Origin of the sequence: Pseudomonas sp. PLB05, from assembly GCF_021106615.1 — a bacterium.
In the GTDB taxonomy this organism is placed as follows: domain Bacteria; phylum Pseudomonadota; class Gammaproteobacteria; order Pseudomonadales; family Pseudomonadaceae; genus Chryseomonas; species Chryseomonas benzopyrenica.
This window is the reverse complement of the sequence record NZ_JAJOHO010000001.1, coordinates 1022360-1044674: the sequence shown is the minus strand read 5'-3', so window position 1 is coordinate 1044674 and position 22315 is coordinate 1022360. Positions and strand designations below refer to the sequence as shown.

21 protein-coding genes are annotated in these 22315 nt (G+C 68.1%); 19 read left to right on the top strand and 2 right to left on the bottom strand.

What is annotated here, in order from left to right; translation table 11 throughout:
• Nucleotide 1: 1 nt before the first annotated feature.
• A complete protein-coding gene (locus tag LRS53_RS04790; RefSeq protein WP_184287793.1) occupies nt 2–1144 on the top strand; it encodes an ABC transporter ATP-binding protein in 1143 nt (380 codons plus the stop codon).
• Between the two features lie 28 nt (nt 1145–1172).
• Here LRS53_RS04790 and LRS53_RS04785 read toward each other — a convergent pair whose 3' ends face one another.
• A complete protein-coding gene (locus tag LRS53_RS04785) occupies nt 1173–2081 on the bottom strand; it encodes a LysR family transcriptional regulator (RefSeq protein WP_017640453.1) in 909 nt (302 codons plus the stop codon).
• A gap of 353 nt (nt 2082–2434) precedes the next feature.
• Here LRS53_RS04785 and LRS53_RS04780 point away from each other — a divergent pair, with 353 nt between their 5' ends.
• The 18 genes from LRS53_RS04780 (at nt 2435) to madM (ending at nt 21384) form a co-directional block, all read left to right on the top strand.
• Nucleotides 2435–3598 (top strand): isovaleryl-CoA dehydrogenase, encoded by a 1164-nt coding sequence (locus LRS53_RS04780; RefSeq protein WP_231355134.1) that lies wholly within the window; start codon nt 2435–2437, stop codon nt 3596–3598.
• Nucleotides 3599–3608: 10 nt separating this feature from the next.
• Nucleotides 3609–5216, top strand: coding sequence for a carboxyl transferase domain-containing protein (locus tag LRS53_RS04775; protein WP_231355133.1), 1608 nt, complete (start codon nt 3609–3611; stop codon nt 5214–5216).
• Nucleotides 5217–5219: 3 nt separating this feature from the next.
• Nucleotides 5220–6020: an enoyl-CoA hydratase-related protein gene (locus LRS53_RS04770; RefSeq protein ID WP_231355132.1), complete on the top strand. Its 801-nt coding sequence runs from the start codon at nt 5220–5222 to the stop codon at nt 6018–6020.
• The gene (locus tag LRS53_RS04765) at nt 6017–7951 is read left to right on the top strand and encodes an acetyl-CoA carboxylase biotin carboxylase subunit (protein ID WP_231355131.1); all 1935 of its coding nucleotides are present in this window, start codon (nt 6017–6019) and stop codon (nt 7949–7951) included. The genes LRS53_RS04770 and LRS53_RS04765 overlap by 4 nt, the downstream gene beginning before the upstream one ends.
• Nucleotides 7948–8862 carry a hydroxymethylglutaryl-CoA lyase gene (locus tag LRS53_RS04760; RefSeq protein WP_231355130.1) on the top strand — a complete coding sequence of 305 codons (915 nt, stop codon included), beginning with the start codon at nt 7948–7950 and terminating at the stop codon, nt 8860–8862. Before LRS53_RS04765 ends, LRS53_RS04760 begins: the two co-directional genes overlap by 4 nt.
• 79 nt (nt 8863–8941) lie before the next feature.
• Complete coding sequence (locus tag LRS53_RS04755) at nt 8942–9976, top strand: LacI family DNA-binding transcriptional regulator (RefSeq protein ID WP_173147610.1); 1035 nt, start codon at nt 8942–8944, stop codon at nt 9974–9976.
• Between the two features lie 148 nt (nt 9977–10124).
• Nucleotides 10125–11480, top strand: a complete 1356-nt coding sequence (locus LRS53_RS04750; protein WP_017640446.1) for an MFS transporter — start codon at nt 10125–10127, stop codon at nt 11478–11480.
• A gap of 18 nt (nt 11481–11498) precedes the next feature.
• A complete protein-coding gene (gene gudD, locus LRS53_RS04745; protein ID WP_231355129.1) occupies nt 11499–12857 on the top strand; it encodes a glucarate dehydratase in 1359 nt (452 codons plus the stop codon).
• A gap of 205 nt (nt 12858–13062) precedes the next feature.
• The gene (locus tag LRS53_RS04740; protein ID WP_231355128.1) at nt 13063–13773 is read left to right on the top strand and encodes a YfdX family protein; all 711 of its coding nucleotides are present in this window, start codon (nt 13063–13065) and stop codon (nt 13771–13773) included.
• A 148-nt stretch (nt 13774–13921) separates the two neighbouring features.
• The gene (mdcA, locus tag LRS53_RS04735) at nt 13922–15598 is read left to right on the top strand and encodes a malonate decarboxylase subunit alpha (RefSeq protein ID WP_231355127.1); all 1677 of its coding nucleotides are present in this window, start codon (nt 13922–13924) and stop codon (nt 15596–15598) included.
• On the top strand, nt 15598–16455 hold the full coding sequence (locus LRS53_RS04730) for a triphosphoribosyl-dephospho-CoA synthase (protein ID WP_231355126.1): 858 nt from the start codon (nt 15598–15600) through the stop codon (nt 16453–16455). The genes mdcA and LRS53_RS04730 overlap by 1 nt, the downstream gene beginning before the upstream one ends.
• Nucleotides 16455–16769, top strand: a complete 315-nt coding sequence (locus LRS53_RS04725) for a malonate decarboxylase subunit delta (protein WP_231355125.1) — start codon at nt 16455–16457, stop codon at nt 16767–16769. The genes LRS53_RS04730 and LRS53_RS04725 overlap by 1 nt, the downstream gene beginning before the upstream one ends.
• A complete protein-coding gene (locus LRS53_RS04720) occupies nt 16762–17628 on the top strand; it encodes a biotin-independent malonate decarboxylase subunit beta (RefSeq protein WP_231355124.1) in 867 nt (288 codons plus the stop codon). Before LRS53_RS04725 ends, LRS53_RS04720 begins: the two co-directional genes overlap by 8 nt.
• Entirely contained in the window at nt 17625–18440 is an 816-nt protein-coding gene (gene mdcE / locus LRS53_RS04715; RefSeq protein ID WP_231355123.1) for a biotin-independent malonate decarboxylase subunit gamma, read from the top strand. Before LRS53_RS04720 ends, mdcE begins: the two co-directional genes overlap by 4 nt.
• Nucleotides 18440–19138, top strand: a complete 699-nt coding sequence (locus LRS53_RS04710; protein WP_231355122.1) for a malonate decarboxylase holo-ACP synthase — start codon at nt 18440–18442, stop codon at nt 19136–19138. Before mdcE ends, LRS53_RS04710 begins: the two co-directional genes overlap by 1 nt.
• Entirely contained in the window at nt 19135–20067 is a 933-nt protein-coding gene (gene mdcH, locus LRS53_RS04705) for a malonate decarboxylase subunit epsilon (RefSeq protein ID WP_231355121.1), read from the top strand. Before LRS53_RS04710 ends, mdcH begins: the two co-directional genes overlap by 4 nt.
• A gap of 116 nt (nt 20068–20183) precedes the next feature.
• A complete protein-coding gene (madL, locus tag LRS53_RS04700) occupies nt 20184–20618 on the top strand; it encodes a malonate transporter subunit MadL (protein ID WP_231355120.1) in 435 nt (144 codons plus the stop codon).
• Nucleotide 20619: 1 nt separating this feature from the next.
• Nucleotides 20620–21384: a malonate transporter subunit MadM gene (madM, locus tag LRS53_RS04695; RefSeq protein ID WP_231355119.1), complete on the top strand. Its 765-nt coding sequence runs from the start codon at nt 20620–20622 to the stop codon at nt 21382–21384.
• On the opposite strand, the gene LRS53_RS04690 is transcribed toward madM, so the two are convergent.
• On the bottom strand, nt 21381–22289 hold the full coding sequence (locus LRS53_RS04690) for a LysR family transcriptional regulator (RefSeq protein ID WP_231355118.1): 909 nt from the start codon (nt 22287–22289) through the stop codon (nt 21381–21383). The two genes, madM and LRS53_RS04690, sit on opposite strands and share 4 nt — an antisense overlap.
• Nucleotides 22290–22315: the final 26 nt, after the last annotated feature.

Genomic DNA, 22315 nt, shown 5'->3' with positions numbered 1-22315 from the left:
CATGAGCGCCGTACTCCAGAACAACGCCCCCGCGGCCCCGCTGGTCCGCCTGCAGAACCTGAACAAGCACTACGGCGATTTCACCGCCGTGGACGATCTCTCGCTGGACATCCAGGAGGGCGAGTTCCTCACCTTCCTCGGCTCCAGCGGCTCCGGCAAGTCCACCACCCTGTCGATGCTGGCGGGCTTCGAGACGCCCAGTTCCGGCGCCATCAGCGTGGCCGGTCGCTCGCTGCTGAGGGTCCCACCGCACCAACGCGACATCGGCATGGTGTTCCAGCGCTATTCGCTGTTTCCGCACCTGTCGGTGCGCGACAACATCGGCTTCCCCCTAGATATCCGCAAGATCGCCACCGCCGAGCGCAACCAGAAGGTCGACGCCATGCTGCGCCTGGTGCAGCTCGAAGCCTTCGCCCATCGGCGTCCCGCGCAACTCTCCGGTGGCCAGCAGCAGCGCGTGGCCATCGCCCGGGCGCTGGTCTACGAACCACGCATCCTGCTGATGGACGAACCCCTGGGCGCGCTGGACAAGAAGCTGCGCGAAGACCTGCAGGACGAGCTGCGCCAGCTGCACCGTCGCCTGGGCATCACCATCGTCTACGTGACCCACGACCAGGAGGAGGCGCTGCGGCTATCCCAGCGCATCGCCATCTTCAGCCACGGGCGCATCGTCGGCCTGGGCAGTGGCTACGACCTATACCAGAATCCGCCGAACGCCTTCGTCGCCGCCTTTCTCGGCAACTCCAATTTCCTGCGCGTGACCGCCCGTGCCCAGGCGCACTGCGCGTTCGAGGGCCAGGAACTGGCGATGCGGCCCACGGCCAGCGTCAGACCGAACCAGGAACTGCTGCTGATGCTGCGTCCGGAAAAGCTACAGCTGCTGACCACCGAGCAGGCGGCGACCCTGCCCATGCCGGCGGGCTGGAACGAGATCCCGGCACGGGTCGGCGAGGCGCTGTTCCTGGGCGAGAGCCAGAGCTGCATGCTGCAGACCGCGGGGGGTGCCCAACTGATGGTCAAGTCGCTGGCCCACACCCAGGGCCTGCAACCTGGCCAGGTAGTACGCCTGCGCTGGGCCGCCAGCGACGCTTGCGTCTACACCGAGTGGAACGACGCCGACCTGACCAAGGCCGCCGCCCACTGACGCCGGAGGGCGGACCTGCGTGTCCGCCTCAGCCCGCCGCCGATACCAGAAACTGCCGAAACGCCTGGGCCCCAGGGCTCAGGCGTTCCTCGGGACTCCAGATCAGGCCCAGCTCCATGGGTGGGATGGCATCGGCCACCGGGCGGGCTTCCAGCTTGCGCCCTTCCAGGGACCAGCCGCGATAGAGCATGTCGGACAGGATGGTCACGCCAAAGCCATGGGCGACCAGGCCGCGCAGGGACTCCATGGACGAGGTCTTGAACACCACGTTGGGTTCCAGGCCGGCCGCGCGCCAGTAGCGCAGCGTGGAGGTTTCCCCTTCGTCCACCGTGGCGAGGATATAGGGATAGGGCGCGATGTCGGCCAGGGTGACGCGTTCCGCAGCCAGCAGCGGATGAGCGCTGGGCAGCCAGAGCTGGCGCGGCGAGCGCATCAACAGATGCCGCTCGAAGGGCTGGGCGGCGTCGACGTTGGAGATGACCGTGAGACCCAGCTCCAGGGTGCCATCGTTGATGCCCGCCTCGATACTGGGTCTGTCCATATCGCGCAGGTCGATGTCGATCTGCGGATAGCTGCGCTTGAAGCGCGCCAGGAGGGTCGGCAGGTAGTAGCCAAGCACCGCATAGGAAGCGCCGACCCGGGCCTGGCCGGTCAGGGCATGACTCTGGAACAGCGGCTGACTCACGGCGTCTTGCAGGGTGTCGAGGATGTGTCGGGCATGGTGGTAGAACTGGTGCCCCTCGGCGGTCAGCTTGACTCCATGGGGCAGTCGCTCGAACAACCGCACCGCAAGCATCGTCTCCAACTGGCTGACCGCCGTGGTCACCGCCGACTGGCTGACGTTGACCGCGCTGGCGGCCAGGGAAAACTGGCTGTTCTCGGCGGCGGCGACGAAATAGCGCAGTTGCCGCATCGAGATGTCCTTATGCAGTGCCATCTGATTTTCCAATACCTGGATTCTATTTTTATCGTTTCACGATAGCGCATTTCTCCTCCTAGACTCAGAGGCACAGGCGCCGCGGTCCTCTCGCGGTCGCTATGACAAGAACAATGAACAGGAGGACGGGTCATGCGCACCCTCGCGCATCGCTCAACATCGGCGTCTGTCCCGGCGCCCCTGCCTTGCCGTTGGTGGCCACGCCCGAGCCCTGCCCGGCTGCCGCTGCCTAACCGCGCCAGAATCGCCGACTTTTCCGCTGCCCTTTTCGATACGCCGACGCCTGCCGTACGGCACGTGCGTGGCCGCTCGACCGCTGCTCTCACCCGACAATCCCAAAAACAGGTGACCCCATGAGCTACCCGAGTCTCAACTTCGCCCTGGGCGAGACCCTCGATCTGCTGCGCGATCAGGTGCGCAACCTGGTCATGCGCGAGGTGGCGCCCCGCGCCGGCGAGATCGATGCCAGCAACAGTTTCCCCATGGACCTCTGGCGCACCTTTGGCGACCTGGGGCTGCTCGGCATCACCGTGGACGAGGAGTACGGCGGCTCCGGACTCGGCTATCTGGCCCATGCGGTGGTCATGGAGGAGATCAGCCGCGGCTCCGCCTCGGTCGCCCTCTCCTATGGCGCCCACTCCAACCTCTGCGTCAACCAGATCCATCGCAACGGCACCACGGAGCAGAAGGCGCGCTACCTGCCCCGGCTGGTCAGCGGCGAGCACGTCGGCGCCCTGGCCATGAGCGAGCCCAACGCCGGTTCGGACGTGGTGTCCATGAAGTTGCGCGCAGAGCGGCGTGGCGATCGCTTCGTGCTCAATGGCAGCAAGACCTGGATCACCAACGGCCCCGATGCCCATACCTATGTGATCTATGCCAAGACCGAGCCGGAACAAGGCGCCCATGGCATCACCGCCTTCATCGTCGAGCGTGACTGGAGCGGTTTCAGCCGCGGCAGCAAGTTCGACAAGCTGGGCATGCGCGGCTCCAACACCTGCGAGCTGTTCTTCGACGACGTCGAGGTGCCGGAGGACAACGTGCTGGGGCAGGTGAATGGAGGCGTGAAGGTGCTGATGAGCGGCCTGGATTATGAGCGGGTGGTCCTCGCCGGGGGTCCGGTGGGCATCATGCAGGCCTGCCTGGACGTGGTCCTGCCCTATATCCACGACCGCCGGCAATTCGGCCAGAGCATCGGCGAATTCCAGCTGATCCAGGGCAAGGTGGCCGACCTCTACACCGGTCTCGCCGCCAGCCGTGCCTATCTCTATGCCGTGGCCCAGGCCTGCGACCGCGGCGAGACCACGCGCAAGGACGCCGCCGGGGTGATCCTCTATACCGCCGAGAAGGCTACCCAGATGGCGCTGGAAGCCATTCAGATCCTGGGTGGCAACGGCTATATCAACGAATACCCCACCGGCCGCCTGCTGCGCGACGCCAAGCTCTACGAGATCGGTGCCGGCACCAGCGAGATCCGCCGCATGCTGATCGGGCGCGAGCTGTTCAACGAAACCCGGTGAGGAGCCTGCCATGACCGTGCTGACCTCCACCCTGAACCGCCGCACCCCGGACTATCAACGCAATGCCGCCGTCATGGCCGAGCAATTGGCCCGGCTCGACCAGCTCTTGGCGCACATCCGTGAAGGCGGCGGGCCCAAGGCCCAGGCGCGCCATACCAGCCGCGGCAAGCTGCTGCCCCGCGAGCGCATCGACCAACTGCTGGACCCCGGCTCGCCCTTCCTGGAGATCGGCGCCCTGGCGGCCCTCGACGTCTATGAGGAAGAGGTACCAGCGGCCGGGGTAGTGGCCGGCATCGGTCGCATCGAGGGCATCGAGTGCATGATCATTGCCAACGACGCCACGGTGAAGGGCGGCTCCTATTATCCGCTGACGGTGAAGAAGCACCTGCGCGCCCAGGCCATCGCCCTGCAGAATCGCCTGCCCTGTCTGTATCTGGTGGATTCCGGCGGCGCCAACCTGCCGCGCCAGGAAGAGGTCTTCCCCGACCGCGAGCACTTCGGGCGGATCTTCTTCAACCAGGCGACCATGAGCGCCCAGGGCATCCCGCAGATCGCCGTGGTCATGGGCTCCTGCACGGCCGGCGGCGCCTATGTGCCGGCGATGAGCGACGAGACCATCATGGTGCGCCAGCAGGCCACCATCTTTCTCGCCGGGCCGCCGCTGGTGAAGGCGGCCACCGGCGAGGTGGTCACCGCCGAGGAACTGGGCGGCGCCGATGTCCACTGCCGTACCTCCGGCGTGGCCGACCACTATGCCGAGAACGACACCCATGCCCTCGCCCTGGCGCGGCGCTGCATCGCCAACCTCAACTGGCGCAAGCTGGGTGAGTTGCAGCTCAAGGCGCCAATCGCCCCGCTGTATCCGGCCGAGGACCTTTATGGCCTGGTCCCGGCCGATCCCAAGCAGCCGCTGGAGGTGCGCGAGGTGATCGCCCGGCTGGTGGACGGCAGCGTCTTCGATGAATTCAAAGCGCAATTCGGCGCCACCCTGGTCTGTGGCTTCGCCCATCTGCAGGGTCATCCGGTGGCCATCCTCGGCAACAACGGCATTCTCTTCGCCGAATCGGCGCAGAAAGGCGCGCACTTCATCGAGCTGGCCTGCCAGAGACGCATCCCCCTGCTCTTCCTGCAGAACATCACCGGCTTCATGGTCGGCAAGAAATACGAGGAAGGCGGCATCGCCAAGCACGGCGCCAAGCTGGTCACCGCGGTGGCCTGCGCCCGGGTGCCCAAGTTCACCGTGATCATCGGCGGCAGCTTTGGCGCCGGCAACTACGGCATGTGCGGTCGCGCCTACGATCCTCGCTTCCTGTGGATGTGGCCCAACGCGCGCATCGGCGTGATGGGCGCCGAGCAGGCGGCCGGGGTGCTGGTGCAGGTCAAGCGTGAGCAGGCCGAACGTGCCGGAGAAGCCTTCGACGACGAAGAGGCGGCGCGCATCAAGGCACCCATCGTCGAGCAGTACGAGCGTCAGGCCCATGCCCACTATTCCAGCGCGCGCCTATGGGACGACGGAGTGATCGACCCGGCCCAGACCCGCGAGGTCCTCGCCCTGGCGCTGTCGGCCAGCCTCAACGCCCCCCTCGAGCCGACGACCTTCGGCGTCTTCCGGATGTAGGCCATGACTGACTTCCACACCCTGGATCTGACCCGCGACCCGCGCGGCTTCGCCACCCTCTGGCTCGACCGTCCGGACCGCCACAACGCCCTGGATGCACGGATGATCGCGGAGTTGGGCACAGCGCTCACCGAGATCGCCGCCGATGCCGAGCTGCGCTTTCTACTCGTGCGCGGGCGCGGCCGGCACTTCTGCGCCGGCGCGGATCTCGCCTGGATGCAGGCGTCCGCTACCCTGGACGCGGCCGCCAATCAGGCCGACACCGAGCGCCTGGCCGAGGTGATGTATCGCCTGCAGGCCTTGCCGATGCCCACCCTCGCCGTGGTGCAGGGCGCAGCCTTTGGCGGCGCGGTAGGGCTGGTCAGCTGCTGCGACCTGGCACTGGCTGCCAGTGACGCCACCTTCTGCCTGTCGGAGGTGCGCATCGGCTTGGTGCCCGCCGTCATCAGCCCCTTCGTCATCCGCGCCCTGGGCGAACGGGCGGCCCGGCGCTACATGCTGGGTGCCGAACGCTTCTCCGGCGCGCGCGCGGCCGAGCTGGGGCTGGTGGCCGAGACCGCGCCCGCCGCCGACCTGGAGACCCTAGTGGACGCCTGGATCGTCCGCCTGCTGGACAACGGCCCTCAGGCCTTGCGGGCCTGCAAACGCCTGCTGGACGGCGCCGGCGCAGGCGCACCCAGTGCCACGGTGCGCCCGTTCACCGAGGGCCTGATCGCCGCCGTCCGCGTCACCCCTGAAGCCCAGGAAGGCCTTGCCGCCTTCCTGGAAAAGCGCCGCCCCGCCTGGCAGGAGACCACGCCATGACCTTCGACCGCCTGCTCGTCGCCAACCGGGGCGAGATCGCCTGCCGGGTGATGCGCACCGCCAAGGCCCTGGGCCTGGGCACCGTCGCCGTGCACAGCGCCATCGACGCCAGGGCACGCCATGTGCGCCAGGCCGACCTGGCGGTAGACCTCGGGGGCGCCAAGCCAGCCGACAGCTATCTGGCCGGCGAACGCATCATCGAGGCGGCCCTCGCCACCGGCGCCCAGGCGATCCATCCGGGCTATGGCTTTCTGTCCGAGAACGCCGCCTTCGCCGAGGCGGTGGCCGCGGCGGGACTGGTCTTCGTCGGGCCGCCCGCAGCGGCGATTCGCGCCATGGGCAGCAAGTCCGCCGCCAAGGCGCTGATGACCGACGCCGGGGTGCCCCTGGTGCCGGGCTATCACGGTGAGGACCAGTCCCTCGCCACCTTTCGCGACGCCGCGGCACGCATCGGCTATCCGGTCCTGCTCAAGGCCACCGCCGGCGGTGGCGGCAAGGGCATGAAGATCGTCGAGCGCGAAGCCGACCTGGCCGAAGGTCTCGCGTCCGCCCAGCGCGAAGCGCTCTCGGCCTTTGGCGATGCGCGGATGCTGGTGGAGAAATACGTGCTGCAACCGCGCCACGTGGAGATCCAGGTCTTCGCCGACGGGCACGGCCATTGCCTCTATCTCAACGAACGCGACTGCTCCATCCAGCGCCGCCACCAGAAGGTCATCGAGGAGGCCCCCGCGCCCGGTCTTACCCCCGAATTACGTCGGGCCATGGGCGAAGCCGCGGTACAGGCGGCCCAGGCCATCGGCTATGTCGGCGCCGGCACCGTGGAATTCCTGCTCGACGCCCGTGGCGACTTCTTCTTCATGGAAATGAACACCCGGCTGCAGGTGGAACACCCGGTCACCGAGGCCATCACCGGCCTGGATCTGGTGGCCTGGCAGTTGCGCGTCGCCGCCGGTGAGGCGCTGCCCCTCACCCAGGCCCAGGTACCGCTGCACGGCCACGCCATCGAGGTACGGCTCTATGCCGAGGACACCGACCAGGGCTTCCTGCCGGCCTCGGGCACCCTGCAGCTCTATCGCGAGCCCACGCCTGGTCCGGGGCGGCGCGTGGACAGCGGCGTGGAGGAAGGCGACGAGGTCTCGCCCTTCTATGATCCCATGCTGGCCAAGCTGATCGCCTGGGGGGACAGCCGCGAACAGGCGCGCCAGCGGCTGCTGGCCATGCTGATGGAGACCGCGGTGGGCGGCTTCGCCACCAACCTGCCCTTTCTGCAGCGGCTGCTCGCTCATCCGGCCTTTGCCGCGGGCGAGCTGGACACCGGCTTCATCGAGCGTCACCGGGATGCCTTGCTGCCCGCACCCGGAGAGCTGACCGACGCCTTCTGGACCCTGGCGGCCCAGGCCTGGCTGGCGACGCTGCCGGCGGCTGCCGGCCCGACGTCACCCTGGGCTTCCCGGCAGGGCTGGCGCCTGGGCGGACCGCCCCAGATAGCGCTGCGCCTGGCCTGTCGCGGTGAGGTACGCGCCGTCACCCTGCCCGGTTCGGCGGCGGTCGAGCTGAATGGTGACCGCCTCCATTGGCAGGCCGAAGGCATCCGCCAGAGCGCCCGCCTCTATCGCCTTGGGCAGACGCTGTTTCTCCAATGGCGGGAGCGCTTCGAAGCCGTCACCTGGGCCGATCCCCTCGCCGAGGTCGCGCGCCAGGCGGAGGCCGGCGGGCTCACGGCGCCAATGAACGCCAGTGTGGTCGCCGTCTCGGTAGCCGTGGGCGACACCGTGGAAGCCGGCGCGCCGCTGGTGGTGCTGGAGGCGATGAAGATGGAGCACAGCATCCGCGCGCCCCGCGCCGGCGTCGTGGCCGCGCTGTTCTGCAGCCCTGGCGAACTGGTGGCCGAGGGCACGCCTCTGGTGGAACTGGAGGAGACGGCACCATGAGCGAGGCCCTGCCGTCCCGGGTGCGGGTGGTCGAGGTCGGGCCACGCGACGGCCTGCAGAACGAACCCCAGGCGCTGGACATCGCTGAGCGCATCCGGCTATGCGAGGCCCTGGTCGCCAGCGGCGTGCAGCATCTGGAAGTGGGCAGCTTCGTCTCGCCCAAGTGGGTACCGCAGATGGCCGGGACCGCCGAGGTGCTGGCGGGACTGGGCCGCCCGGCGTGCGTGGTGCGCTCGGTACTGGTGCCCAATATGAAAGGCTTCGAAGCCGCCCTGGCGGCGGGCGTGGAGGAGATCGCCATCTTCGCCGCCGCCTCGGAGGGCTTCTCCCAGCGCAACATCAACTGTTCCATCGCCGAGAGCCTCGCGCGTTTCGTGCCGGTGGTCGAGGGCGCGCGGGCGGCGGGCATCCGGGTGCGCGGCTATGTGTCCTGCGTGCTGGGCTGTCCCTACGACGGCGAGATCGCACCCGACCAGGTGGCCAGCGTGACCCGCGAGCTGCTGGAGCTGGGCTGCGCCGAGGTTTCCCTCGGCGATACCATCGGCGTCGGTACCCCCGGCCGAACCCGGGCGCTCTGGCAGCGGCTGGGGCGGGAGGTGCCGCTCAGCCAGCTGGCCGGGCATTTCCACGACACCTATGGCCAGGCCCTGGCCAACGTCTACGCCAGCCTGCTCGAAGGGGTCGCGGTGTTCGACAGCTCCGTCGCCGGGCTGGGTGGCTGCCCCTATGCAAGCGGCGCCAGCGGCAATGTCGCCAGCGAGGACCTGGTCTATCTGCTCGACGGCCTGGGCATCGCCACCGGCCTCGACCTGGCCAAGTTGGTGGCGACGGGACAGGCCGTTTCCGCGCAGTTGGGACGACCCTATCAGTCGCGGGTCGGCCGCGCCCGGGCCGCCAGAGCGCTCGACTAGCCAGCGCTCTGGCGGACGCCCATGGCAACCGCCGGGGCTTGCTCCCATAATGGCGGTCTCTCTCATCCAAGGACCCGTTTTGGCCAGGAAGTCCCGACGCGAACTCGCCCAGCTCGATGGCACCACCGAGCTGCCCCTCACCGTGCGCGAGGTCGCCCTCGCCGCCGGGGTGTCGCCCATCACCGTGTCCCGGGCGCTGCATCGGCCGAGTCTGGTGAGCGCCGCCACTCGCGAGCACGTCCTGGCGGTGGTCAAGGAGCTGGGCTACGTGCCCAATCTGCTGGCGGGCAGCCTCGCCTCCAGCAAGAGTCGCCTGGTGGCCATCCTGCTGCCCACCATCGCCAATTCCATCTATGCCACCGTGGTGCAGGCGATCATGGAGCGGCTCACCGAGGCGGGCTACCAGGCGCTGATCGGTCCCACCGGCTATTCACCGGAAAAGGAAGAGGAACTGCTGGAAGCCATCCTCGGCCGCCGGCCCGATGGCATCGTCCTTACCGGCACCCTGCACACCCCGGCCAGTCGCGAGCGGCTGGCGGCCCTGAACATCCCGGTGGTGGAAGCCTGGGACCTGAGCGCCGAGGCCCTGGACATGCAGGTGGGCTTTTCCCATGAGCAGGTTGGCATGGCCCTGGCGGATCACTTCGTCGCCCGCGGCTATCGCCGCTTCGGGGTGATCTCGGTGGACGATCCCCGCGCCATGCGCCGCAACCTGGCGCTGCAGGCGCGGCTGGCCGAGCTGGGTATCGGCGAAGTGCCCATGGAAGTGCTGCCGCTGCCCGCCACCTGGGAGGTCGGCCGGATCGGCCTGGCGCGCCTGCTGGAACGCCCGGTGCCACCGGAACTGGTGCTGTGCAGCTCCGATACCCTGGCCCTGGGCGTGGTGGCCGAGGCCAACAGCCGCGGCCTGCGCATTCCCGAGCAGCTGGCGGTGATGGGTTTCGGCGACACCACCAATGGCCGCTTCGCGACCCCGGCGCTGTCCACCGTCAGCGTCAACGCCGATGTCATGGGCCGCAGCGTCGCCCAGTCGCTGCTCGACCGGCTCGCCGGAGAGCGGACCGCGGTCAACCTCGACACCGGTTTCGTTCTCATCGAGCGCCAGAGCTCCTAACGGATTTTTTGCACCCGACCACAGATTTACCGGTTGAATGATAGCGTTATCTGTTTAATGATAACGCTATCGTTGTCAGACGACTTACAACATAAGACCGCTGCTCGATCTCCGCCCGCACACAAAAACAAACCAGTGGGAGCTCTCCATGCAAGAAACCAAGCAGACGCGCGTCCGCTATCTGATCCTGTTCATGCTGTTCGTCGTGACCACGATCAACTATGCCGACCGCGCCACCATTTCCATCGCTGGCTCCGCCCTGCAAAAAGACCTCGGCATCAGTGCCGTCTCCCTCGGCTACATCTTCTCCGCCTTTGGTTGGGCCTATGTGCTCGGTCAGATCCCCGGCGGCTGGTTGCTGGATCGCTTCGGTTCGAAGAAGGTCTACGCGGCGAGCATCTTCACCTGGTCGGTGTTCACCCTGCTGCAAGGCTACATCGGTGAATTCGGCATCGGCACCGCGGTATTCCTGCTGTTCGCCCTGAGATTCATGGTCGGTCTGGCCGAGGCGCCCTCCTTCCCCGGTAACGCCCGCATCGTCGCCGCCTGGTTCCCCACCAAGGAGCGCGGTACCGCCTCGGCGATCTTCAACTCGGCGCAATACTTCGCCACCGTGCTGTTCGCACCGCTGATGGGCTGGATCGTCTATCACTTCGGCTGGCAGCACGTCTTCGTGGTGATGGGCGTCCTGGGCATCGCCTTCTCGGCGGTCTGGATGGCGGTGATCTACAGCCCCCGTGAACATCCCCGGGTCAATGCCGCCGAAGTCGAGTACATCGCCAGCAACGGCGGTCTGGTCGACCTGGACACCCCCGGCAAGAAGAGCGAAGGCCCGAAGTGGAGCTACATCGGCCAGCTGCTGACCAATCGCATGATGGCCGGCATCTACCTGGGCCAATTCTGCATCAACGCCCTCACCTACTTCTTCCTGACCTGGTTCCCCGTGTACCTGGTGCAGGAACGCGGCATGACCATCCTCAAGGCCGGCATCATCGCCTCCCTGCCGGCCATCTGCGGCTTCATTGGCGGTGTGCTGGGCGGGGTGATCTCCGACTATCTGCTGCGTCGCGGCAACAGCCTGAGCGTGGCACGCAAGACCCCCATCGTCGCCGGCATGCTGCTGTCGATGAGCATGATCCTCTGCAACTACGTCGACGCCGACTGGATGGTGGTGGGCTTCATGGCCATGGCCTTCTTCGGCAAGGGTATCGGCGCCCTGGGTTGGGCGGTGGTGTCCGACACCTCACCCAAGCAGATCGCCGGCCTTTCCGGTGGCCTGTTCAACACCATCGGCAACCTGTCCTCCATCACCACCCCGATCATCATCGGCTACATCATCGCCGCCACCGGCTCCTTCAAGATGGCCCTGGTGTTCGTCGGCGCCAATGCCCTGGTGGCCGCCATCAGTTATCTGTTCGTCGTGGGCGAGATCAAGCGCGTCGAGTTGCGTGGGGTACCCACGCCGCCCGCCGAAGCCCCGCTCGCCGCTGAAACCTCTCGCTGATCGACAAGGAGCCCGACCATGACTCAATTCAATGCCACCCCGGCCCTGCACACCGGCACCCCGGTGGTCACCTCCCTGGAGGTCGTCCCCGTCGCCGGCCAGGACAGCATGCTGCTCAACCTCAGCGGCGCCCACGGCCCCTACTTCACCCGCAACGTGCTGATCCTCAAGGACAACGCCGGTCGTACCGGCGTGGGCGAAGTACCCGGCGGCGAGACCATTCGCCAGACGCTGGAAGACGCCCGCCAGTTCCTGATCGGCCAGCCGTTGGGCCAGTACCAGCGCATCCTCGGCCAGGTCCGCCAGGCCTTCGCCGGTCGCGATGCCAGCGGCCGTGGCCTGCAGACCTTCGACCTGCGGGTCACCATCCACGCGGTGACCGCCATCGAAGCCGCCCTGCTCGACCTGCTCGGTCAGCACCTGGAGGTGCCGGTGGCCGCCCTGCTCGGCGAAGGTCAGCAGCGCGATGCCGTGGAGATGCTCGGTTACCTGTTCTATGTCGGCGACCGCAACAAGACCACCCTGGACTATCGCAGCGAAGCCGAGAGCGACGACGCCTGGTTCCGCGTGCGCAACGAAGAGGCCCTGACCCCCGAGACGGTGGTGCGCCTGGCCGAGGCCGCCTATGACCGCTACGGCTTCAAGGACTTCAAGCTCAAGGGCGGCGTGCTCAGCGGCGACGCCGAGATCGAGGCGGTCACCGCCCTGGCCGAGCGCTTCCCCGAGGCGCGCGTGACCCTGGACCCCAACGGCGCCTGGTCGCTCAAGGAAGCCATCCGCCTGTGCCGCGACCAGCACCAGGTGCTGGCCTATGCCGAGGACCCCTGTGGCGCCGAGAACGGCTACTCCGGTCGCGAAGTCATGGCGGAGTTCCGTCGCGCCACCGGCCTGCCCACCGCCACCAACATGATCGCCACCGACTGGCGCCAGATGGGTCACGCCATCCAGCTGCAATCGGTGGACATCCCCCTGGCCGATCCGCACTTCTGGACCATGCAGGGTTCGGTGCGGGTGGCGCAGATGTGCAACGACTGGGGCCTGACCTGGGGTTCGCACTCCAACAACCACTTCGACATCTCCCTGGCCATGTTCACCCACGTCGCCGCCGCGGCGCCGGGCAAGATCACCGCCATCGACACCCACTGGATCTGGCAGGATGGTCAACGCCTCACCCGCCAGCCGCTGGAGATCAAAGGCGGCCTGGTCGAGGTGCCGCAGCAGGGTGGCCTGGGTGTGGAGCTGGACCTGGACGCCCTCGCCCGCGCCCATGAGCTGTACAAGGCCAAGGGCCTGGGCGCGCGGGACGACGCCATGGCCATGCAATTCCTCTCGCCCAACTGGACCTTCGATAACAAGAAGCCCTGCCTGGTGCGCTAGGCCCCTCGGCCCGCCAACAGCGCCCGCTCCGGACTCTCCGGGGCGGGCGCTGTTTCCGTTCCAGCGTCCGAAACATCGTTTTACACCTACCGATAGCCTGCTAAGCGTTCGTTAAGCTCACCGGATCGACACTGAACCCACGGTATCTCGCAGTCCCGCCTGATACCTCTGCGGTTCCAGTCACTTTCGTCTCCGGGAGAAGCACATGAACCTCAATCGTCGTATCGCCAAGAGCCTTCTCGTCCTGACCCTCGCCTCGGTGTTTTCCACCGCCGCCCTGGCCGACACCCGACCCGACATCGCCACCCAGCAGGTCGCCACTCTGCCGGCGATCTCCCAGCAGGGCCAGCAGGCCTTCATGGACGTGGTCGCCGCCCGCCAGGATCTCTTCGAGGCCCATGTCGATCAGGCCAAGCAGCAACTGGCCGCCGCCGAAAGCGCGCTGCAGACCGCCCAGACCGACAAGACCGCCTACCTCAAGTCGGCCAGGGACCTGCGCGGTCAGGACGGCAAACTCATGCAGGTCTCCGCGCAGGACGCCAAGGCCACGTCCTGGCTGCCGATCTGGAGCGGCATGGCGCTGCGTGACGACTATGTCGCCACCCCGGCCAAGAACCAGGCCGTGGCCCAGGCCAACGAGAAGATCCAGCAGGGCGACACCCAGGGCGCCGGCGCGATCCTCAAGGTAGCCGGCGTCGACGTCGACTACTCCACCGCCGTGCTGCCGGCCCAGGAAACCCTGGACCTGGTGCACCGGGCCAACCAGGAGCTGGGCCACGAGCAATATTGGCAGGCGAACCTCACGCTCAAGCAGGTGCAGAACAGCCTGAGATACGACAACGCCAACGTGGACGTGACCCCCACCAGCTGGTTCTCCAAGACCACCACGGTCTTCACTCCGGTCGACAAGGCCTAAGCGGGCATGGGCCATTGGGGTGCTGTGCCCGATGGCCCGACCCCTACAACCGTTAACTTCAGCGTAACGTTTCCGTCCTCAGGTTGATTGAACGCCCGGCAGTCGAAGGCTAGGGTGACTCCACGACAGGTGATTCGTGGAGACCCCAATGACAACGACATCCTCCCCACCGGCTCGGATCGCCAGGCGCCGCAGCGACAAGCAGCAGCGCCTGGACCGGGTGGCCGCGCTGGCCGATGGCAAGGTGCTGCCCACCGCCTCCATCGTCGCGGCCCTGGAACAGCTGCTGGCCCCCGGCGACCGGGTGGTGCTGGAAGGCAACAACCAGAAGCAGGCCGATTTCCTCTCCCGCAGCCTCGCCCAGGTCGATCCGGCCCGGCTGCACGACCTGCACATGATCATGCCCAGCGTGGGGCGCGCCGAGCACCTGGACCTGTTCGAGCGCGGCATCGCCCGCAAGCTGGACTTCTCCTTTGCCGGCACCCAGAGCCTGAGGATCAGCCAGCTGCTGGAGGACGGCCTACTGGAAGTCGGCGCCATCCACACCTACATCGAACTCTATGCCCGGCTACTGGTGGACCTGATTCCCAAGGTGGTGCTCAGCGCCGGCTTCATGGCCGACCGTGCAGGCAACATCTATACCGGCCCCAGCACCGAGGACAGCCCGGCGCTGATCGAGCCGGCGGCCTTCAGCGACGGCATCGTCATCGTCCAGGTCAACCAGCTGGTGGACGATGTCTCCGAGCTGCCACGGGTGGACATCCCGGCGGACTGGGTCGACTTCGTGGTGGTGGCCGACCGGCCTTTCTATATCGAGCCGCTGTTCACCCGCGATCCGCGCCACATCAAGCCGGTGCACGTGTTGATGGCGATGATGGCGATCCGCGGCATCTACGAACGCCACCAGGTGCAGTCGCTCAACCATGGCATCGGCTTCAACACCGCCGCCATCGAGCTGATCCTGCCCACCTACGGCGAGCGCCTGGGCCTCAAGGGCAAGATCTGCCGGCACTGGACACTCAATCCCCACCCCACCCTGATCCCGGCCATCGAGAGTGGCTGGGTGGAAAGCGTGCACTGCTTTGGCACCGAGCTGGGCATGGAGGGCTATATCGCCCAGCGCCCGGACGTCTTCTTCACCGGTCGCGATGGCTCGCTGAGATCCAACCGGCTGCTCTGCCAGCTGGCCGGTCAGTACGCCGTGGACCTCTTCATCGGCGCTACCCTGCAGGTGGATGGCGACGGCCACTCCTCCACCGTGACGCGGGGTCGCCTGGCCGGCTTCGGTGGCGCGCCCAACATGGGCCATGATCCGCACGGTCGGCGTCACCCCACCCCGGCCTGGCTGGACATGCGGCAGCAGACCGGTGACAGCGCGCCCGCCCTGCTCGAACGTGGTAGGAAGCTGGTGGTGCAGATGGTCGAGACCTTCCAAGAAGGCGGCAAACCCACCTTCGTCGACACCCTGGATGCCGTGGAAGTAGCGCGCAAGAGTGGCATGCCCTTGGCGCCCATCATGGTCTATGGCGACGACGTCACCCATCTGCTCACCGAAGAAGGCATCGCCTATCTCTACCGGGCGCGCTCGCTGGAGGAACGGCGGGCGATGATCGCCGCCGTGGCCGGGGTCACCGCCATTGGCCTGCGCAGCGATCCCGCCGAGGCCCGCCGCCTGCGCCATGAAGGCCTGGTGGCCCTGCCCGAAGACCTCGGCATCCGCCGCACCGATGCCAGTCGCGAGCTGCTCGCGGCCAAGAGCATAGGCGAGCTGGTGGAGTGGTCCGGCGGTCTCTATCAACCCCCGGCCAAGTTCAGGAGCTGGTGATGCGCGCCCTCGCTCGCCGTACCTCATCGCCCGCCGAGCGCCTGGCCGAGTTGGCCGTATCCGCCCTGGTGGACGAAGCCGAACTCTCGCCCAAGCCGGCCCTGGTGGATCGCCGCGGCCAGGGCGCCCACACTGATCTCAGCCTTGGCCTGATGCTGACCTCGGCCCAGGCCCTGCAGCCCTGTTTCCAGGCCATGGCCGAAGCCGCAGAGCGAGGGCTGCCCGCCGCCGAACTGCGCCGCCTGATCGGCCAACTGGGGCGTGACGGCGAAGCCGCCATGCTGCAGGTCACCGGCGGGGTCAACACCCACCGTGGCGCCATCTGGGCGCTGGGGCTGCTGGTGACGGCGGCGGTACATGAACGTCCGACTTCTGCCCAAGCGCTATGCCTGGCGGCCGGTCGCCTGGCCAGCCTGCCCGATCCGGCGGCGCCCCAGGCCGCGCCCAGCCATGGCCAGCGCGTCGCCCAGCGCTATGGCGTCGGCGGTGCCCGGGCCGAGGCCGCCGCGGGCTTTCCCGCCATCCACCAGCGCGGCCTGCCGCAGCTGCGCGCCAGCCGCCAGGCCGGTGCCGGCGAGCAGAACGCTCGCCTGGATGCACTCCTGGCCATCATGACCGTGCTGGACGATACCTGTGTATTGCACCGCGCCGGCCCCGCGGCCCTCACCATCATGCAGCAGGGCGCCCGCGCCGTGCTGCAGGCCGGGGGCAGCACCAGTCTCGCCGGGCGCCGCCAGCTGCTGAGGCTGGACCGCCAGTTGCTGGCCGCCAATGCCTCCCCCGGCGGCGCGGCCGATCTGCTGGCCGCCACCCTTCTCGTCGATCGCCTGGAGCCCCGGCTCCCTGGAGACCTCTGATGGAACATTTCACTTGCAGCTATCCGGCCAGCCAGCGCCGCCAGGGTCGCGCCCTGGTGGGCTGTGTCGGTTCGGGGGACCTGGAAGTCCTCCTCGAACCCGCCAACGCCGGCTTCACCCTCAAGGTGACCACCTCGGTCAACGGCAGCGAGCCTCGCTGGCGCGCCCTCTTCGACCGGCTGTTCGCTACCCGCGAGGACCTGCCGGCCCTGACCCTGGACATCCATGACTTCGGCGCCACCCCTGGGGTGGTGCGCCTGCGCCTGGAGCAGGGTTTGGAAACCCTCGACCTGGAGGAAAGCACCCATGGCTGAAGCCCCTCTTCCCGATGTCCAGGAGCTGCTGCACAGCCGCAGCTTCGTCGAACTCGGCGCCCGCGAGCGGGCCCGTGTGGTGCTCGATGCCGGCAGCTTTCGCGAGCTGGTCGGGCCCTTCGAGCGGCTGATGTCGCCGTGGTTGTCCAAGCAGGGCATCGTCTGCCAGGCCGATGACGGCGTGGTGGTGGCCAAGGGGCTGATCGACGGCCAGCCTGCGGTGGTCTGCGCCATCGAGGGCGCCTTCCAGGGTGGCAGCATGGGCGAAGTAGGCGGCGCCAAGATCGCCGGTGCCCTGGAGCTGGCGCTGGAAGACAACCTCGCCGGCACCCCGACCCGCGCGGTGCTGCTGCTGGAAACCGGCGGCGTGCGCCTGCAGGAGGCCAATCTGGGTCTGGCCGCCATCGCCGAGATCCAGGCGGCCATCGTCGCCTTGCGCGCGCATCAGCCGGTCATCGGCGTCATCGCTGGCAGCGTCGGCTGCTTTGGTGGCATGTCCATCGCCGCCGGCCTGTGCACCCAACTGATCGTCACCCGCGAGGCCCGCCTCGGGCTCAATGGCCCCCAGGTGATCGAACAGGAAGCCGGCATCGAGGAATACGATTCCCGCGACCGCCCCTTCATCTGGAGCCTGACCGGCGGCGAGCAACGGGTCGCCACGGGCCTGGCCGATGTCTTCGTCGCCGACGACAGCGCCGCCGTGACCGCCGCCATTCGCCAGGGCTTCACCCAGGGCATTGCCGGCGCCTTGCGCAGCCAGCAGGCCGACCACTACCTGACGCGCCTCGTCGATCTCGACACCCGTCCCCAGGCGGACGCCGCCGCGGTCCGCCACCTCTATGCCGGAGACCAGCCATGAGCACCCAGCCTTCGCAACGCGGCCTGACCTGGTTCCAGGCCCTGGCCGGCCAGGGTGAAACCGTCACGGGCCTGCCCGCCTCCCTGTGCGTCGCCGACCTCGAACTGGCCGGCCGGCCCGCACGCTGGCTGGCCGTGGTGCCCGATACCGACAATCCCTTCCCCCGTGCCCGCCAGGGCGAGGTCGGTCTGCTGGAGGGTTGGGGCCTGGCCCGAGCCATTCAGCAGGCCATCGCCGAGGATGCTGGCGCCCCGGTGAAACGCACCCTGATCGCCTTGGTAGACGTGCCCAGCCAGGCCTATGGTCGCCGCGAGGAAGCCTATGGCATCCACCAGGCCCTGGCCGGGGCCGCCGGGGCCTACGCCGAGGCGCGCCTAGCCGGCCACCCGGTGCTGGGCCTGCTGATGGGCAAGGCCATGTCCGGCGGCTTTCTCGCCCACGGCTACCAGGCCAATCGCCTGCTGGCCCTGCGCGATCCCCAGGTGCAGGTGCATGCCATGGGCAAGGCCTCGGCGGCGCGGGTCACCCTGCGCAGCGTCGAAGACCTGGAGCGCCTGGCCGCCGACATCCCGCCCATGGCCTACGATCTGGACAGCTATGCCTCCCTGGGCCTGCTATGGCGACAGCTGGAAGTGGCCCAGCCCGACCAGCCCTCGACCGCAGATCTGCAGCAGGTACGCCAGGCCCTGGCCGAGGCCCAGGCCGATGTGCTCGCCAGCGGTACCACCGATCTCAAACTACGTCAGGACGGCGCCAATCGCGCGGCTTCTCGCGCAGTACGCGAACGCCTACGGGCGGGATGGAACGCGTGATGAGCGGGCGGATGGGCCCGTTGGGCTTCGCTGCGCTCAACCCAACCTACGAGGCTCAGGTAGGTTGGGTTGAGCGCAGCGAAGCCCAACACCGCCCCCACGACCTCCTCTGGGGCCTCACCCCGGACGCCTTGCCTGCAGAGGCCCCCGCCTGGGCGGTAGAAATAGCCCAGACCGGCCTGCCTGTGGTGGTCCGCCGGGCGGTATCCGATGCGGGCCTCATCCCGGTCGGCCTGCGCGGCACCACGCGCGCCGAGCGATTGGCGGCTTGGCTGCAGCCTGCTGCCGTATTGCAGCGGCGGTCTCCCGAAGAGCTGCGGATCACAAACGGTTGCCGGGATCTACCCCCCCTCGACATCCTTGCCCGCCTGCAAACCCGGCTGGACGACCTGGGCTTACCCTGGGGCCCCACCGGCGCTGCGGGCTACGAACTGGCCTCCGGCTGGCCGGCGCTGCATGCCGGGAGCGATCTGGATCTGCTGATCCGCTGCACCGCCCCGCTGCCGCGCGACCAGGCGCGGGCCCTGCTGGCGTTCCTGCAAACACAGGCGCTATGTCGCCTGGACATCTTGCTGGAGACCCCCCTCGGCGGCGTGGCCCTGGCCGATTGGGCCGGAGACGCCCCACGCGTGCTGCTCAAGGCCGCTACCGGTCCCCAGCTGGTGAGCGATCCCTGGCCAGAGGCACGCGCCGCATGAGTACCCTCTTCCAGTTTCCCGGCCAGGGCGCCCAGCGTCCCGGCATGCTGCACGCCCTGCCCGAGGACCCCGAGGTCCGGCGCACCCTGGCGGAGGCCGCCGCGGTACTGGACCTCGATCCCTTAAACCTGGACTCCGCCCAGGCCCTGGAACATACCCGCGCCGTGCAGCTCTGCCTGCTGATCGCCGGCGTGGCCACCGCGCGCCTGCTGAGCCGCGGACCGGCGCCCCAGCTGGTGGCCGGGCTGTCCATCGGTGCCTATGCCGCAGCGGTGGTGGCCGAGGCCCTGGACTTCGCCGACGCCCTGCGCCTGGTGGCCCTTCGTGGCGAGCTGATGCAGACGGCCTATCCCAAGGGCTACGGCATGCTGGCGATCCTTGGTTTGGACCGTGCCACGGTGGAAAGCCTGGTCGCCAATCACTATCGGCCTGACGCGCCGCTGTACCTGGCCAATGCCAATGCCGAGCAGCAATACGTGGTCGCGGGCAGCGATGCCGGTCTGGCAGTGCTGTCCGAGGCGGCGCGCACCCAGGGCGCCGCGGCGGCCAAGCGCCTGGCCATGAGCGTGCCGTCCCACTGCCCGCTGCTCGCCGAAGCCGCCCAGACTCTTGATCAGGCCTTTGCCGAGGTCGAGCTACGCGCGCCCCGGCTGGCCTATCTGAGCGGTACCTCGGCACGACGGCTGGTGCGTGCCGAGCAGTTGCGCGACGACCTGGCCTTCAACATGGCGCGGCCCATCGAATGGCACGCCACCCTGGAAGCCGCTCGCGAGCGCGGCGTGCGGCTGGCCATCGAACTGGCGCCCGGCAGCGTCCTCAGCCAACTGGCCAAACGCGTCTTGCCCGCCAGCGGTGTGCTGGCCTGGCAGGACACCCATCCTGACACCCTGGACGCGCTCAGGCGCGAGGAGGCGGCACGACTGGACTGAGCAATCCCCATACGGCGGCTGCCCTCACCCCAGCCCTCTCCCCGTGGGAGAGGGGGTAAAAGCGGGCGCAGCGGCCAGGCTTCACCCCACCCCAAGCACAACCGAGGACAACAACAATGATCATCTACGGTGTAGCGCTCCTGGCCGTCTGCATGCTTGCAGGCGTCATCATCGGTGACTTCCTGGGCGTCCTGCTCGGGGTCAAGTCCAATGTCGGCGGGGTGGGCATCGCCATGCTCCTGCTGATCTGCGCCCGGCTCTACATGGAGCGGCATGGCGGCATGAGCAAGGAATGCGAATTCGGCGTCGGCTTCTGGGGCGCGCTCTACATCCCGGTGGTGGTGGCCATGGCCGCCCAGCAGAACGTGGTCACCGCCCTGCATGGCGGACCCGTGGCAGTGCTGGCGGCCGTCGGCGCCGTGGGTATCTGCGGGGTGACCATCGCCCTGATCAGTCGCAGCCATCGCGGCGAACCGCTACCCCCATTGCCGGACGCCGCCGTGGCACCCGCGCCAGTGGTCGCCCATGCCGCGCCAGCCGGAGGTCGCTAGGATGAACGATATCGTCACCAAAGCCCTGCAACACAACGGCCTGGTCGCCGCCTTCGCGCTGATCGGCCTGATCATGTGGGTCTCGGTGGTCCTTTCGCGCCGCCTGACCTTCGGCCGGGTGCACGGCTCGGCCATTGCCATCGTCATCGGCCTGGTGCTGGCCTGGGTCGGGGGCACCGTCACCGGTGGCCAGAAAGGCCTGGCCGACCTGGCCCTGTTCTCCGGCATCGGCCTGATGGGCGGCGCCATGCTGCGTGACTTCGCCATCGTCGCCACCGCCTTCGAGGTGCAGGCCACGGAGGCACGCAAGGCGGGGATGATCGGCGCCGTGGCCCTGCTCCTCGGCACCATACTGCCCTTCATCGTCGGCGCCGCGGTGGCCTGGGCCTTCGGCTATCGCGACGCGGTAAGCATGACCACCATCGGCGCCGGTGCGGTGACCTACATCGTCGGCCCGGTGACCGGCGCCGCCCTGGGCGCCAGCTCCGACGTCATGGCACTGTCCATCGCCACCGGCCTGATCAAGGCGATCATCGTCATGGTGGCGACGCCCGCCTCGGCGCGGCTGCTGGCGCTGGACAATCCGCGCTCGGCGATGGTCTTCGGCGGCCTGGCCGGCACCGTCAGCGGCGTCACCGCGGGGCTCGCCGCCACCGACCGCCGGCTGGTGCCCTATGGTGCCCTCACCGCCACCTTCCACACCGGCCTGGGCTGCCTGCTGGGGCCGTCGCTGCTGTTTTTCTGCGTGCGGGCATTGGTTGGTTAATTACGCGCATACATCCGGCATTCGGCGACGAAGGCCAGCAGATTGGGATCGCGCTCGCGGCTGCGCAGGAACACCGCGCCAATGCGCTGCTGGAGGCGATAGCGCGACGCCAGGGGCAATAGCTTGAGGCGGTTCTGGTAGACCGCCTCGACCCGCCCCGGCAGCAGCGCGTAGCCCACCCCGGAGCTGACCATGCTCATCAGCGAGAAGATGTCGTTGACCTGCATGATCACCTCCGGCTCGAAGCCGGCCTGGGCGAACACCTGGCGGCCGTCGCGAAAGGTGGCGAAGCCCTGGGTCAGGGTCACGAAGGGCACCCCCGAGAGGTCGCGCAGGTCCACCTCGGCCTGGTCGGCGAAGGGCGAATCACTGGGCGCAGCGAGAAAGATGTCGTCGCTGAACAGCTCGACGCTCTCGCAGTCGGCATCCACCACCGCGTCGTCCAGCGCCACCAGCATGGCGTCCAGCTTGAAGTCGTGCAGTTGCTCGGCGAGATCGGCGTTGGAACCCAGCACCAAGTCGATGTTGAGTTCGCTGCGCCTGAGCTTGAGGCCCATGATCAGCTGGGGCACGGTCTTGACCGTCAGCGAGTACAGCGCCCCCAGGCGAAAGCGCTCCGCCGAAAAGCCCGCCGCCTGGCGCGTGAGCCGGACCGTCTCGGCCAGGTCCTGCATCAGTCGCTCGGCCCGAGCCTCCAGCACGAAGGCGCCATCCAGCGGCGTCAGGGTACGCCCCTCATGCTTGAACAGTGGGCAGCGCAGGGCGTTTTCCAGGGAGTGGATGGCGCGATGCACGCTGACATGGCTGGTGCCCAGCTCGGCGGCGGCCCGCGCCAGGTTGCGACTGCGCATGAAGGCCAGAAAGATCTCCAGCTTGCGCAGGGTGATTTCATCGGTATCGGACATGACGGCCAGCGGGCGAGGAAGACAGC